Consider the following 14,527-nt stretch of genomic DNA (forward strand, 5'->3'; position numbering starts at 1 on the left):
CCCGCCCTCGGCGGGCTCCAGCCTGGAGCCCCGAGACGGCCTGGCAGGCGATGGCGCCGGAGGGTGCGGCGGCTGCGACCGACGACTTCCGTCGCCGCGCCGGGTAGCACCGCCGTGAGCGACGACCGACCGCCTGGGGGTGCACGTCGTGTGGGCGGGCTCCCCGGTACCCAGGAGCACCCGCTTGCCTCCCGTGAACACCCCCGAGAACTCGTCCGACGCCGACGTCAGCGAGGTCGCCGACGCGGCGCCCCGCAAGCGACGTCGCCGTGTGGTCCGTGACGTCGTCACCCCCGACGCGACGCCCCACGCCCCGGCGTCCGAGGCGGCCGCCGAGCCCGCGGTCGAGCCGGCCCCGGAGCCCGTGGCCGAGGAGCCCGTGGCCCCGGAGCCCGTGGCAGGGGAGCCCGCGGCCGTCGAGCCGCCCGCCGCACCGCCGGCCGCCGCTCCGACGCGTGCGCGCCGGTCGCGCCGCGTGACGCGCACCGTCGTGCTCGACGACGCCCCCGCCGCGGCGGCCGCGCCGCAGCCTGCGGCGGAGCCTGCGCCGGCGGTCGACGTGCCCGAGGCCGCGGCGCCCGTCGCCGAGGACGTCGTGGACGAGGACGCCGACGCCGCTGCCGACACGGCTGCCGACACCGCCGAGGTGAGCGCGCCCGAGGCGCAGGACGCCGACGAGCCCGAGGCCAGTGGTGTGGCCGAGTCCGTGGCCGAGGAGGCCGAGGAGCGCGCACCGCGCCGACGCCGCTCGGGCCGCCGCGGCGGCCGCGCCGGCCGTGCCGCGCAGGACGTCGACGCCGCCGAGGCCACAACAGCCGACGCTGCCGTCGGGTCGGACGACACCGACCCCGGATCTGCGCCGGACGCCGTGCCGGGCGACGTGGCGCCGGGCGACGTGGCGCGCAGCGCCGCCCCGCTCGACGTGCTCGCCGAGCTGGGGCCCGTCCGCACCGCCGACGAGCCCCCGGCCCGCGCCCGCCTCGCCACGACCGCGCTGCTGTTCCAGGCGCCGGACCCCGCGGTCCGCCCGCGGCGCCGCCGGGCGCAGGCCTCCACGGGGTCGCCCGAGGAGATCTCCGGCACCGCGCGCGCCGAGGCCGAGGAGCAGGACGCCCCTGCCGCCGAGGTCACCACGCCCGACGCCGCCCAGCCCGCCCCGGAGGAGGGCTCGGGCCGGCCGCGCCGCCGCCGGGGTCGTGGCCGCCGTGGCGCGTCGGACGTCGAGGAGACGGGCTCGGCCGACGACACGACGTCCGAGCCGACCGACGACGAGGTGACGGACGCGTCCGTCGCCACCGAGGACGCGTCGGACGACGTCGAGCCCGCTACCCCCGAGGGTGCGGACGGCGACGACGAGCAGGACGAGGACGGTGCGTCGGGCCGCCGCCGCCGTCGCCGCGGGGGCCGCGGCCGGCGCGGGCGTGCGGACGCCGGTGGCGACGACGACGCGTCCGACGAGGCCGCCGGTGACGACGACGCGGACGCCGGGTCCGGCACCGACACGGCGGACGACGCCGGTGACGACGAGGGCTCGGGGTCGAGCCGTCGTCGCCGTCGCCGTCGCCGCGGTGCCCGGGGCGACGCGGCGGAGGAGCCGCGCCGCCGGACGTCGGGCGACGAGGTCACCGCGCTGCGCGGCTCGACCCGGCTCGAGGCGAAGCGGCAGCGTCGCCGTGAGGGTCGCGACGCCGGTCGGCGCCGCCAGATCATCACCGAGGCGGAGTTCCTGGCGCGCCGCGAGTCCGTCGAGCGCTCCATGGTGGTGCGCGAGGTCGACGGCCGCACGCAGATCGCCGTCCTCGAGGACGGCGTGCTCGTCGAGCACTACGTCTCGAACCAGGCGCAGGCCTCGATGGTGGGCAACGTCTACCTGGGTCGCGTGCAGAACGTGCTGCCCAGCATGGAGGCCGCCTTCGTCGACGTGGGCAAGGGCCGCAACGCCGTGCTCTACGCCGGCGAGGTCAACTGGGACGCGGCCGGGCTCGAGGGCCAGCCGCGCCGCATCGAGCAGGCGCTGAAGTCCGGCGACGCGGTCCTGGTGCAGGTCACCAAGGACCCGATCGGCCACAAGGGCGCGCGCCTGACGAGCCAGATCACGCTCGCCGGCCGCTACCTCGTGTACGTGCCCGGCGGCGGCATGACCGGCATCAGCCGCAAGCTGCCCGACACCGAGCGCTCGCGCCTGAAGAAGATCCTGCGCGACCTCGTGCCCGACTCGGCCGGCGTCATCGTGCGCACCGCGGCCGAGGGGGCCAGCGAGGACGAGCTGCGCGCCGACGTGGCCCGCCTGCAGGGCCAGTGGGAGGCGATCGAGAAGAAGCGGAAGACCGCGAACGCCCCCGCCCTGCTGCAGGGCGAGCCGGACATGGCGATCCGCGTCGTCCGCGACATCTTCAACGACGACTTCTCCTCCCTGGTGGTGCAGGGCGACGACGCCTGGTCGACGATCTCGACCTACGTGGGCGACCTCGCACCCGACCTGGCGGCGCGCGTCGAGAAGTGGACCGGCACGCAGGACGTGTTCACGGTGCACCGTGTCGACGAGCAGCTCGCCAAGGGCATGGACCGCAAGGTCTGGCTGCCGTCCGGCGGGTCGCTGGTCATCGACCGCACCGAGGCCATGACGGTCGTCGACGTCAACACCGGCAAGTTCACCGGTGCGGGCGGGACGCTCGAGGAGACGGTCACCCGCAACAACCTCGAGGCGGCCGAGGAGATCGTGCGCCAGCTCCGCCTGCGCGACATCGGCGGCATCATCGTCATCGACTTCATCGACATGGTGCTCGAGTCCAACCGTGACCTGGTGCTGCGTCGGCTCGTCGAGTGCCTCGGGCGCGACCGCACCAAGCACCAGGTCGCCGAGGTCACGTCGCTCGGGCTCGTGCAGATGACGCGCAAGCGCGTCGGGCAGGGCCTGGTCGAGGCGTTCAGCGAGACCTGCGAGCACTGCCACGGGCGCGGGTTCATCGTCCACACCGACCCGGTGGGCCGGAACGGGCGACCGGAGACCCCGGCGCAGCAGCCGGCGGCCGAGCAGGGCGAGTCGAAGCGGTCGCGGCGCAAGCGTGCGGCGGCCGACGCGGGCGCCGCGCCCGCCGCTGCGGTGCCGGTGCTCCCGGAGGCGCGCGAGGCGGTCAAGGCCACGCTCGCGACGATCGCCGCCGCGGCGGCCCACGCGCACGAGCACGACGCCGACCGGCCGGAGGATGCGGACGTCGACGTGGCGCCCGACGCGTCGTCCCGCGCCGTCACGCCGGTGGACGCCGAGCAGGCGCCCGCAGCGGCGGAGGACGCCGGCCACGGCGCCGCGACGCTCGACGTCATCGCCGAGCTCGGCGCCGTCGTGCGGGAGCCCCGCCGTCGGCGCGCGACCAGGGTCGCGAGCACGGACGCCCAGCTCGAGCTGCACGCCGTCGCCCCCGAGGTCTTCGCGGTCGACGACGAGGCGGACGAGACCGGCCCGGACGCGCAGGACGCGCCCGCGGACGGTGCCGTGGAGCGCACGGCGGCCCCGCAGCCGGCCGACGACTGACGTCCCCGCACGTGACGCCCGCCACCAGGGCGGGCGTCACGGCGGGGCCCGTTTGACCGGGCGGGAACGGGTCCGTACCCTAGAACGTCGGTGCGTCACGCACGTACCGGGAGGTGGATGTGCCCCCGAGGACACCCTCGGACCCGGGTGCGTCGCACGGCCCCGGTCAGGCGCCGCGGACGACACCGCCGACGCGAACCCCCGCCCTCGTGGCTGGGCGGCGCGCGGGGTCCGGCGGGTCGCGCGGCACCGACGAGCAGGACAGACGTAGCACCGATGAGCAGGTCCGACGAGCAGAGATGAGCAGCAACGTGGTGTACGCGATCGTGAAGGCTGGCGGCCGCCAGGAGAAGGTCGCCGTCGGCGACGTCGTCGTCGTCGACCGCCTCGCCGCCGAGGCGGGGTCGTCGGTCCAGCTGCCGGCGCTCCTGCTCGTGGACGGCGAGAAGGTCACCACCGACGCCGCGGCGCTGGCCAAGGTGACGGTGACGGCGGAGGTCGTGCGGGACGAGAAGGGTCCCAAGATCGACATCCTCAAGTACAAGAACAAGACCGGCTACCGCAAGCGCCAGGGTCACCGCCAGAAGCTGACCCGGCTGAAGGTCACCGGCATCAAGTGAGCCCGCGCCGCTCACGCGGCCGTCCCCCTTTTCGCAGCATCCGGAGAGCAGGTCAGTCATGGCACACAAGAAGGGCGCGAGCTCCTCGCGCAACGGTCGCGACTCGAACGCCCAGCGCCTCGGCGTCAAGCGCTTCGGCGGTCAGGTCGTCAAGGCCGGCGAGATCCTCGTCCGCCAGCGCGGCACCCACTTCCACCCGGGCGACAACGTCGGCCGCGGTGGTGACGACACGCTGTTCGCACTGGCCGCCGGCTCGGTGCTGTTCGGCACGCGTCGTGGCCGCAAGGTCATCGACATCGTGGTCGCCGACGCCTGAGGTCGCGACACACCCCAGCTTCACGGTCGAAGGGGCGCACCGGTACGGTGCGCCCCTTCGGCGTGTGACGATCGAGAGCAGTACCCGCAGAGCAAGGAGGTCCAGCCGTGGCGACGTTCGTCGACCGTGTCGTGCTGCACGCGACCGGCGGTGACGGTGGGCACGGTTGTGCGTCCATCCACCGCGAGAAGTTCAAGCCGCTCGCCGGCCCCGACGGCGGCAACGGCGGCAACGGCGGGTCGGTGATCGTCGAGGTCGACCCTCAGGTCACCACGCTGCTGCCGTTCCACCACCTGCCCCACCGGCGCGCCGCGTCGGGCGGCCAGGGCATGGGCGACCACCGCAGCGGCGCGACCGCCGACGACCTCGTCCTCGGCGTTCCCGACGGGACGGTCGTGAAGTCGCCCGACGGCACGGTGCTCGCGGACCTCGTCGGCGCCGGCGCGCGCTACGTGGTCGCCGCGGGCGGGCGGGGCGGGCTCGGCAACGCCGCGCTGTCCTCGCCGCGTCGCAAGGCCCCGGGCTTCGCGCTGCTGGGGGAGCCGGGCGAGGAGGCGGAGGTCGTCCTCGAGCTCAAGACCATCGCCGACGTGGCGCTGGTCGGATTCCCGTCGGCGGGCAAGTCGAGCCTGGTCGCGGCGATCTCCGCCGCCCGGCCCAAGATCGCCGACTACCCGTTCACCACGCTCGTGCCGAACCTCGGCGTCGTGCAGGCCGGTGACGCGCGCTACACCGTGGCGGACGTGCCCGGGCTGATCCCCGGTGCCTCGCAGGGCAAGGGCCTCGGGCTGGAGTTCCTGCGGCACATCGAGCGCTGCGCCGTCGTGGTGCACGTGCTGGACTGCGCGACGCTCGAGCCGGACCGTGACCCCGTCACGGACCTCGACGTGCTCGAGCATGAGCTCGCCGCGTACGCGGAGGACCTCGCGGTGGCCGCCGGGGGCGTGCCGCTCACCGAGCGGCCGCGCATCGTCGTGCTCAACAAGATCGACGTCCCCGAGGCACGCGAGCTCGCGGACCTCGTGCGCCCCGAGCTCGAGGCACGTGGCCTGCCCGTCTTCGAGATCTCGACCGCGAGCCACGAAGGGCTGCGGCCCTTGACGTTCGCGCTCGCCGAGCGGGTCGCGGCAGCGCGCCGCGCCGCGTCGGCGCCCGAGGCGACGCGCGTCGTGCTGCGTCCCCGCGCGGTGGACGACACCGGCTTCACGGTGAAGCGGCGCGAGGGCGGGGGTCAGGTCTGGTTCGCCGTCCGCGGCGAGAAGCCCGAGCGGTGGGTGCGGCAGACGGACTTCTCCAACGACGAGGCCGTGGGCTACCTGGCCGACCGCCTCGCGCGCGCCGGGGTCGAGGACGCGCTGTACAAGGCCGGGGCCGTGGCGGGTGACGAGGTCCGCATCGGGCCGGACGAGAACGCGGTGGTCTTCGACTGGGAGCCGACGCTGCTCACGGGGTCCGAGCTGCTCGGTGGCCCGCGCGGCACGGACGTGCGCCTGGAGGACCGCGCCCGCCCGACCCGCGGTCAGAAGCGTCGCGAGTACACCGAGCGCATGGACGCCAAGGCGGCCGCCCGCTCCGAGCTGTGGACGGAGCGCGAGCAGGGTGTCTGGACGGATCCGGACGACGCCTGACCGGTGCGCCGCCCGCTCCGGGACCGCCGCGTCCGCGGGTCGGGCGGTGCGCGGGACCGGGGGCGGCGCGGGGCATCATGGGTGCCGTGAGTGCCGCCGCCCTGTTGGGACGTGACCAGCTGCCCGGTGCGGGCCGCATCGTCGTCAAGGTGGGGTCGTCCTCGCTGACGACGCCCGACGGGCACCTCGACCCTGCGCGGCTCGGCGCGGTGGTCGACGTCCTCGCCGCCCGGCGGGCCGCCGGGGCGCAGGTCGTCCTCGTGTCGTCCGGTGCCATCGCCGCGGGCATCGGCCCGCTGGGCCTGGCCGCGCGTCCGCGTGACCTGGCGACGCAGCAGGCCGCCGCGTCGGTGGGGCAGGGGCTGCTGGTGGCGCACTACACGCGCGCGTTCGCGGCGCACGGCCTGACGGTCGCGCAGGTGCTGCTCACGGCCGAGGACACGTGGCGCCGCGGGCAGTACCGCAACGCCCACCGGGCCCTGACGCGGCTGCTGGACCTCGGCGTCGTGCCGATCATCAACGAGAACGACGCGGTCGCGACCGACGAGATCCGGTTCGGTGACAACGACCGGCTCGCGGCCCTGGTGTCGCACCTGGTGCACGCCGACGCGCTCGTGCTGCTCACCGACGTCGACGCGCTCTACACCGGTCCGCCCTCACGTGCCGGCTCCCGGCGGATCGCCGACGTGCAGGCGCTCGACGAGCTCGCGGGCATCGACGTCACGGCCCGGGGCAGCGCGGTGGGGACCGGCGGCATGGTGACCAAGCTGGAGTCCGTCGCCATCGCCACGCAGTCCGGGATCCCGGTGGTGCTCACGTCGGCCGCCCGAGCCGGCGACGCGCTGGCGGGGCAGGACGTGGGCACGTGGTTCGCGGCCACGGGGCGGCGGCGTTCCATCCGGCTGCTGTGGCTCGCGCACGCCGCGCGCACGCGCGGCCGCCTCGTGCTGGACGACGGCGCGGTGCGGGCGGTCGTCGAGCGGCGCACGTCGCTGCTGCCGGCGGGCGTCACCGACGTCGAGGGGACGTTCGAGGCAGGTGACCCCATCGAGCTCGTCGACGGCTCCGGTGCGGTCGTCGCGCGCGGGCTGGTCGCCTACGGCTCGGAGGAGGTCCCGCAGCTGCTCGGCCGCACCACGGCCGACCTGCGGGCCGAGCTCGGCCCGGGGTGGGACCGCGAGCTCGTGCACCGCGACGACCTCGTGCTGGTCCGTCGGCGGCGCTGACGCACTGCGGCTGCCCACGGTGCGGGAGGGGTCGGCGCGCGCGACCCGCGCGCGACTAGCCTGGGTGGCATGACCACGTCGCTGGAGCAGTCGACACCCGCGCTCGTCGACCCCGAGGAGGCGGTGCTCGCCGTCGCGCGTCGCGCCCGGGAGGCGTCCCGTGCCCTGGCGACCGCGACGCGCGCCACCAAGGACGCCGCGCTGCGGGCCATGGCCGACGCACTGGTGGCCGCCACCGACCGCGTGCTGGTCGCGAACGCGCAGGACGTCGACCGGGAGCGCGCCGCCGGGATGTCGCCCGGCCTGCTCGACCGGCTCACGCTGACGCCGGAGCGCGTCGCCGCGATCGCCGACGCCCTGCGCGAGCTCGCGGCCCTCCCGGACCCGGTCGGGGAGGTCGTGCGCGGCTCGACGCTGCCCAACGGGCTGCGGCTGCGGCAGGTCCGCGTGCCGATGGGGGTCGTCGGGATGATCTACGAGGCCCGCCCGAACGTCACGGTGGACGCCGCGGGGCTGGCCCTGAAGAGCGGGAACGCCGTGGTGCTGCGCGGCGGGTCCGCGGCGGCGCGGTCCAACGAGGTCGTCGTGCAGGTCCTGGCCGCCGCGCTGGACGCGCAAGGGCTCCCGGGCGACCTGGTCCAGTCCGTGGACGCCTGGGGGCGGCCGGGGGCCGTCGCGCTGATGCACGCGCGCGGCCTGGTCGACGTGCTCGTGCCGCGCGGGGGAGCGGACCTCATCGCGACGGTCGTGCGGGAGGCCACGGTGCCGGTGATCGAGACCGGCGTGGGCAACTGCCACCTGTACGTCGACGCGAGCGCCGACCACGCCGACGCCCTGGCGATCCTGCTGAACTCCAAGACGCAGCGCGTCGGGGTGTGCAACGCGGTCGAGACGCTGCTGGTGCACCGTGACGTGGCCGACACCTTCCTGCCGGCCGCGCTCACCGCGCTGGCGACGGCCGGCGTGACGGTCCACGGGGACGACGTGACGTTGGCGCACGTGCCGGCGGGTGCTGCCGCGGTCCCCGCGACCGAGGAGGACTGGGGCACGGAGTACCTGTCGCTCGACCTCGCGGTCCGCGTGGTGGAGGACCTCGACGACGCCGTCGCGCACGTGCGCCGCTGGTCCACCGGGCACACCGAGGCCATCGTCACGCAGGACCTGCGTGCGTCGGAGCGGTTCGTGGCGGAGGTGGACGCGGCGGCGGTCATCGTCAACGCGTCGACGCGATTCACGGACGGCGGGCAGTTCGGCCTCGGTGCCGAGATCGGCATCTCCACGCAGAAGCTCCACGCGCGCGGGCCGATGGGTCTGTCCGAGCTGACGACGACCAAGTGGATCGTGCACGGTGACGGCCACGTGCGTCCCTGACCCGCCCGCCCGGCGGTCGGTGGTGATGTACCACGGCCCCGCGTGCGAGACTGGGTGGCCGCGGCGCGGGCCCCTCGCGGGCGCCCGCCGCCACCGACCCGCAGGACCGACGTGAACCCCCAGGAGGACGACGTGCACGCCACCCTCATCGCCGCGGCAGAGACCGCCGCCGAGCACTCCGAGGCGCTGCCGTTCGCGCCGGCCGTCTTCGGTGTCGGCGCGTTCGTGGGGCTCCTGGCGATGCTCCTCGTGACGTACGCCTTCCGCTCCGTCGGGACGCGCCACTGACGGTGCCGGCCACCACGGGGGTCCCTGCCCGCCCACGCCTCGGGGTGATGGGTGGCACGTTCGACCCCGTGCACCACGGCCACCTGGTGGCCGCGAGCGAGGTCGCCGCCCGCTTCGACCTCGACGAGGTCGTGTTCGTGCCGACGGGGCAGCCCACGTTCAAGCAGCACGCGAACGTCTCGCCCGCCGAGCACCGGTATCTCATGACGGTGATCGCGACGGCGTCGAACCCCCGCTTCACGGTGAGCCGCGTGGACATCGACCGCGCGGGACTCACGTACACGGTCGACACGCTGCGGGACCTCAAGACCGAGCGCCCGGACGCCGACCTCTTCTTCATCACCGGCGCGGACGCGATCGCGCAGATCCTCACGTGGAAGGATGCTGCCGAGCTGTTCGACATGGCGCGGTTCGTGGCGGTCACCCGCCCCGGGCACGCGCTGTCGGTGGACGGCCTGCCCGCCGGGCGGGTCGACGTGCTGGAGGTCCCGGCCCTCGCGATCTCCTCGTCCGACATCCGTGCGCGTGCGCGTGCCGCGGAGCCGGTGTGGTATCTCGTCCCCGACGGGGTCGTCCAGTACATCGCCAAGCACAGGTTGTATCGAGGTCGTGATGAGTGAACCCGGAGAGCGTCGCCGCCGTCGTGAGATGGAGCGGGCGGCCCAGGACGGTGGCCAGGGCCCCGGCGCCCCGGCGCCCCCGTCCGACGAGCCGGTCGCACCCGCGTCGCGCCGCGCCATGCGCAGCAGGCTCGTGACCCCGCCCGCGGGGACGTCGTCGGCTGCCGGCGGCGGTACGCCCGCCTGGTCGGCGGGTGCCGGCCAGCCGACCCCGCGGCCCGCGGCGACGGGGCCGGGCACCCCGGCTCCGTCACCGGCGCAGGGTCCGACCACCGGCGACGCGTCCCGCTCGCGACGGTCGTACCGTGACGCGGCCCTCGACCCGACGGCCGGCCCGCGGACGACCGGCGCCACCGCGCCGCGCCCCGGGACGCCGCCGCCCGCGCCGCGCGCCGCGACCCCGCAGCCGCAGCACCGGCCGGTGCCGTCGACGGCACCCCGACCCGCCGCCGCGGGCCCGGCCTGGGGCGGCGCCCCGCAGGGTGCCGGCGCCCCTGCGACGTCGCGCCCGGCCGGTGCCCCCGCACCGTCGTCGCCGGCACGGCCGTGGGCGCAGCCCTCGGCGCAGCCGTCCGGGTCCGCGGCGACATCGCGCCCCGAGGCGCGCACCCCGTGGAACCGGGAGCCGGGCGGCGCCGCCTCGCCGTCCGGTGCGCCCAGCTGGGCGGCGTCCGCGGCCCCGCCGGCACCCGCCGCCCCGCCGGCGGCCACGACCCCGCCGCGTACCTCGGCCTGGGGCTCCGGTGCGCCGGCGGCTCCCGCCGGCCAGCCGTCGGCACCCTGGACGCCCTCGCAGCCCTCGTCCGACGGCCCGCGGCCGACCGGGCCGGCGCCGTCGCTCAGCTCGTTCCAGTCGTCAGCAGCGACCGCACCGCGTACCGAGCCGGCCCCGTCGCGCATCGAGCCCGTGGTGCCGTCGGCCACGGCGTCCGCCGCGTCGACGGCGTCGCCCGTCTGGACGCCGAGCGGTGCCCCGGCCGCACCCGCGGCGCCCCAGCGGGCGGCGGGGGAGCCGCCGGCCGCCGGCTGGCCGCGGACGCCGGCTGCGGTGCCTGACCCCGTCGCCGGCCCCTCCGACGAGAAGCCCGCCCCGCCCTGGGGCGTGTCGCGCCCGCCGTACGACGAGGACGACCTGGACGACGAGGACGACGACGACGAGCCGGGACGGCGGATCCACCCGTACACCTGGCTGCACGTGCTGATCCTGGCCGCCGTGGCCTTCGTGCTCGGCTTCCTCATCATGCTGCTCTACATCCGGACGCGGGGCGCCGACGGCGCCGCCGAGGCTGCGGCCGCCGTGAGCGGCTGGGTCACGAGCCGCGCCGGCCCGCTCTGAGCGACGGCACCGGCCGGCCTGCCCCGCCGGGTTCGGCAGTGCCGCGCCCGGCACCACCGCATCCCGGCACCACCCGTACCACCGCATCCCGCGGCGGCGGCCTCCCCGGCCGCGCCGCCCCCCGACCCCCAGGAGCCCACGTGTCTGCGAGCCCCCGCGCGATCGAGCTGGCCCACGCCGCCGCCCGCGCCGCATCCGACCTCAAGGCGCAGGAGATCATCGCGCTCGACGTGAGCGAGCAGCTCGTCCTCACCGACGTCTTCCTCATCGCCTCCGGGACGAACGAGCGGCAGGTCGGCGCGATCGTCGACGCCGTCGAGGAGTCCCTGCACAAGCTCGGCGCGAAGCCCGTGCGCCGGGAGGGCAAGGCGCAGGGTCGGTGGGTCCTCATCGACTTCGGTGACGTCGTCGTGCACGTGCAGCACGCCGAGGACCGCGTCTACTACGCGCTCGAGCGACTCTGGAAGGACTGCCCCCTGATCGAGCTGCCCCCGGAGGAGCGGGGCGAGCAGGCCGACGCGTGAGGCAGCACCTGCTGCTCTGGCGGCACGCGCGGACGGCCTACAACGCCCTGGCCCGGCTGCAGGGGCAGATCGACATCCCCCTGGACGAGGTCGGTCACTGGCAGGCGCGCGTCTCCGCGGCGCGCCTGGCCGCCCGGCACCGCCCGGTGCGCATCGTCGCGTCGGACCTCTCGCGCGCGGTCGACACCGCGGGCTACCTGGCCCGTGCGGTCGGCGTCCCGGTGGAGCTGGACCCGCGGCTGCGGGAGCGCGCCTTCGGCGAGTGGGAGGGCATGACGGGCCACGACATCGAGGCCCGCTGGCCGCAGGAGTTCCGCGAGTGGCGCGCCGGCGGGGACCCGGTCGGGGTCGGCGCCGAGACCCGCGCCGAGGTCGCGGCCCGCATCGGCGAGGCCGTCCGCGACCAGGTCGCGCGCACCACCGAGGGCGGGACGCTCGTCGTCGTGTCCCACGGTTCCGCGCTCGGCTCGGTCGTGGCCGACCTGCTCGGGCAGGACCCCGCGTGGCGCGGCATCGTCGGCATGCACAACGCCCACTGGGCCGAGCTGCTGGCCGCGGGCTCGGCCGATGCGGACCCCGCGTGGCGTCTGCTGGGCTACAACGTGGGCCCGACCGACGCATCGTCGGACTGGAACGCCGGCCCCGACCCGGAGCCCGCGCAGGAGGCCGCCGACGACGCCACGCGCGACCCGGACTGACGCCATGTCGCACGTCACACGGCCCCTGCCGGGGCGCGATTGGCGTTCTGCGGCTCGTTCGTCCTAGACTCACCGGGCGCCCTTCGGGGCGACGGGGTCCGTCCGCGGACCACGGGGCTGTGGCGCAGCTGGTAGCGCACCTGCATGGCATGCAGGGGGTCAGGGGTTCGAGTCCCCTCAGCTCCACCCGAGAACGACGGCGAGGGCCGCGTCAGGATCCTGGGACCAGGAACCCGACGCGGCCTTCGGCGTTCCGGGGGCGTCAGGTCCTCAGGTCGACGGGGAACACGTCGGTCCGGGCGACGACCCGGTCCCGCTCGTCGGCCATCCGTACGCGCCGGGGGTCGGCGACGTACCCGTCGAGCGCGGTCGCGTCCGGGAACCGCAGGATCTGGACCTCGTGAGGCTGCCCGTCGCCGCCGTCGCCCACCGCGCGCTGCAGGACCGTGCCGCCGTGGTCGGCCACGAGGACCAGGACGGCGTCCTCGTAGCGGTGCAGGCCCGCCTCCTGCCCGGGGACGGCCCGCAGCAGGCAGCACAACGTCAGTGCGCTCATCCCGGCAGCGTGGCACGGGTGGCGTCCTGCGGTCGACGGACGGGAGCGAGCGTCTAAAGGTTTCGTCGCCCGCGGGCGCCTTGCCGATGAGGAAAGCGCTCGCCTACGGTCGAGAAACCGGTTTCCGACCCGGGATGCCGCATCGCCGCGGCGCGATCGGGTCGGACGGCGCGTCCCGCGGGGCACGCGCCGGTCCGACCGCGCTCGACGACGAGAAGAGGCAACGATGAGACGACCTGTCGTGACACGACTCCTGGCGACCGGGGTCGCTGCGGCCCTGGCCACGGCCGTCGGCGTGTCCACGCTCACCCTCCCCGCCCAGGCGGCCACCGGAGCCGCCGACGGCTTCGCCTCGCAGAACGGCGGCACCACCGGCGGCGCCGGCGGGCGGACGGTGCGGGCCACCACCGGCACCCAGATCCACGAGGCCCTGTGCGGCCGTGCCGGCAGCGACACCCCGATCGTCATCGAGGTGTCCGGCACCATCACCCACGGCAACACCGCCAAGGTCTCCGGCAGCAGCTGCAACACGGCCGCCGGGGTCATCGAGCTCAAGCAGGTGAGCAACGTGACGCTCGTGGGCGTCGGCAGCGGCGCGGTGTTCGACCAGGTCGGCATCCACATCCGCGAGGCGCGCAACATCATCGTCCAGAACGTCACCGTCAAGAACGTCAAGAAGTCCGGCTCCCCGACGTCCAACGGCGGCGACGCCATCGGCATGGAGAGCGGCGTCAGCAACGTCTGGGTCGACCACGTGACGCTCGAGGCGTCCGGCGGGGAGTCGGAGGGCTACGACGGCCTGTTCGACATGAAGGGCGACACGCGGTACGTGACGCTGTCGTACAGCATCCTGCGCAACTCCGGGCGCGGCGGCCTCGTGGGCTCCGGGGACAGCGACCTGGGCAACGGCCCGGTGACCTACCACCACAACCTCTACGAGAACCTCGACTCGCGCGTGCCGCTGCTCCGCGGCGCGACGGCGCACATCTACAACAACCACTACGTCGGCATCAAGGAGTCGGGCATCAACGCCCGTGCCGGCGGCAAGGCCAAGGTCGACAACAACTACTTCGAGGACTCCAAGGACGTGCTCGGCACGTTCTACACGGACCTGCCCGGCTACTGGCAGGTCGCGGGCAACGTCTTCGACAACGTGTCGTGGTCCAGCAAGGGCGGCGACACCAACCCCGCGGGGCCGAACGTCACGTCGACGACGACGGTCTCGGTCCCGTACTCCTACCGGCTCGACGGCGCGAGCTGCGTGCCCGCGCTGGTGCGCGCCACGGCCGGGGCGAACACGGGCAACCAGGTGTCGAACGGGTCGTGCACTCCGCAGACCCCGGCGCCGACGACGGCACCCACGTCCGCGCCGACCACGGCCCCCACCGCCGGCCCGACCTCGTCACCGCAGCCGTCCACGCCGCCGCCCACCGCGCCGCCCCTGGGACGCAACCTCAGCCTGGGTGCGGGCGCCGACGGCTCCGGCAAGGCCGGCGGCACCAGCTACGGCAACGCGATCGACGGGTCGCTCAGCACGTACTGGCAGCCGAGCGGCTCGACGGGCCGCATCTCGGTGAAGTGGGGGTCGGCCACCACGGTCGCCCGGGTCGTGGTGCGCGAGCCGGCGGGCTCCGTGGGGTCCATCGGGGCGTGGCGGGTCGTCGACAACGCCACGGGGGTCGTGCTCGCCACGGGCAACGGGGCCGGGACGCTGACCTTCAGGGCCACGTCCCTGACCAAGCTCAACGTGGAGATCCTCGGGTCGACCGGTACGCCGCGCGTCGCGGAGGTCGAGACGTACGCCGGCTGAGC

General features: G+C 75.5%; 13 protein-coding genes and 1 tRNA gene. 13 read left to right on the forward strand and 1 reads right to left on the reverse strand.

Going from position 1 to position 14,527, the window contains the following annotated elements; translation table 11 throughout:
- Positions 1-184 precede the first annotated feature (184 nt).
- The 12 genes from J1G43_RS08175 to J1G43_RS08230 all read left to right on the forward strand — a co-directional run bounded on the left by J1G43_RS08175 (position 185) and on the right by J1G43_RS08230 (position 12,345).
- Positions 185-3,532 carry an Rne/Rng family ribonuclease gene (locus tag J1G43_RS08175; protein WP_207370606.1) on the forward strand — a complete coding sequence of 1,116 codons (3,348 nt, stop codon included), beginning with the start codon at positions 185-187 and terminating at the stop codon, positions 3,530-3,532.
- A 311-nt stretch (positions 3,533-3,843) separates the two neighbouring features.
- Complete coding sequence (rplU, locus tag J1G43_RS08180) at positions 3,844-4,152, forward strand: 50S ribosomal protein L21 (protein ID WP_201775302.1); 309 nt, start codon at positions 3,844-3,846, stop codon at positions 4,150-4,152.
- A gap of 58 nt (positions 4,153-4,210) precedes the next feature.
- The gene (gene rpmA / locus J1G43_RS08185) at positions 4,211-4,468 is read left to right on the forward strand and encodes a 50S ribosomal protein L27 (protein ID WP_207341011.1); all 258 of its coding nucleotides are present in this window, start codon (positions 4,211-4,213) and stop codon (positions 4,466-4,468) included.
- Between the two features lie 107 nt (positions 4,469-4,575).
- Positions 4,576-6,096, forward strand: a complete 1,521-nt coding sequence (gene obgE, locus J1G43_RS08190) for a GTPase ObgE (protein WP_207370605.1) — start codon at positions 4,576-4,578, stop codon at positions 6,094-6,096.
- 77 nt (positions 6,097-6,173) lie between these two features.
- Positions 6,174-7,322 carry a glutamate 5-kinase gene (gene proB, locus J1G43_RS08195; protein ID WP_207341013.1) on the forward strand — a complete coding sequence of 383 codons (1,149 nt, stop codon included), beginning with the start codon at positions 6,174-6,176 and terminating at the stop codon, positions 7,320-7,322.
- A 69-nt stretch (positions 7,323-7,391) separates the two neighbouring features.
- The gene (locus J1G43_RS08200) at positions 7,392-8,693 is read left to right on the forward strand and encodes a glutamate-5-semialdehyde dehydrogenase (protein WP_207341014.1); all 1,302 of its coding nucleotides are present in this window, start codon (positions 7,392-7,394) and stop codon (positions 8,691-8,693) included.
- 111 nt (positions 8,694-8,804) lie between these two features.
- Positions 8,805-8,981, forward strand: coding sequence for a hypothetical protein (locus tag J1G43_RS08205; RefSeq protein ID WP_177199618.1), 177 nt, complete (start codon positions 8,805-8,807; stop codon positions 8,979-8,981).
- Positions 8,982-8,983: 2 nt separating this feature from the next.
- Positions 8,984-9,601 (forward strand): nicotinate-nucleotide adenylyltransferase, encoded by a 618-nt coding sequence (gene nadD, locus J1G43_RS08210; RefSeq protein WP_207341015.1) that lies wholly within the window; start codon positions 8,984-8,986, stop codon positions 9,599-9,601.
- Between the two features lie 1,048 nt (positions 9,602-10,649).
- On the forward strand, positions 10,650-10,937 hold the full coding sequence (locus J1G43_RS08215; RefSeq protein ID WP_207341016.1) for a hypothetical protein: 288 nt from the start codon (positions 10,650-10,652) through the stop codon (positions 10,935-10,937).
- Positions 10,938-11,077: 140 nt separating this feature from the next.
- Positions 11,078-11,461, forward strand: coding sequence for a ribosome silencing factor (rsfS, locus tag J1G43_RS08220; protein WP_207341017.1), 384 nt, complete (start codon positions 11,078-11,080; stop codon positions 11,459-11,461).
- Positions 11,458-12,159: a histidine phosphatase family protein gene (locus J1G43_RS08225; protein ID WP_207341018.1), complete on the forward strand. Its 702-nt coding sequence runs from the start codon at positions 11,458-11,460 to the stop codon at positions 12,157-12,159. The genes rsfS and J1G43_RS08225 overlap by 4 nt, the downstream gene beginning before the upstream one ends.
- 113 nt (positions 12,160-12,272) lie before the next feature.
- A tRNA-Ala gene (locus J1G43_RS08230) sits at positions 12,273-12,345 on the forward strand.
- Positions 12,346-12,421: 76 nt separating this feature from the next.
- Here J1G43_RS08230 and J1G43_RS08235 read toward each other — a convergent pair.
- Entirely contained in the window at positions 12,422-12,715 is a 294-nt protein-coding gene (locus J1G43_RS08235; RefSeq protein ID WP_207341019.1) for a hypothetical protein, read from the reverse strand.
- Between the two features lie 241 nt (positions 12,716-12,956).
- Here J1G43_RS08235 and J1G43_RS08240 point away from each other — a divergent pair, with 241 nt between their 5' ends.
- Positions 12,957-14,525 carry a polysaccharide lyase family 1 protein gene (locus J1G43_RS08240; RefSeq protein WP_307859522.1) on the forward strand — a complete coding sequence of 523 codons (1,569 nt, stop codon included), beginning with the start codon at positions 12,957-12,959 and terminating at the stop codon, positions 14,523-14,525.
- The last annotated feature ends 2 nt before the right edge of the window (positions 14,526-14,527 follow it).

It is taken from the genome of Cellulomonas sp. zg-ZUI22 (assembly GCF_017353535.1).
Classification (GTDB): Bacteria; Actinomycetota; Actinomycetes; order Actinomycetales; family Cellulomonadaceae; genus Cellulomonas; species Cellulomonas wangleii.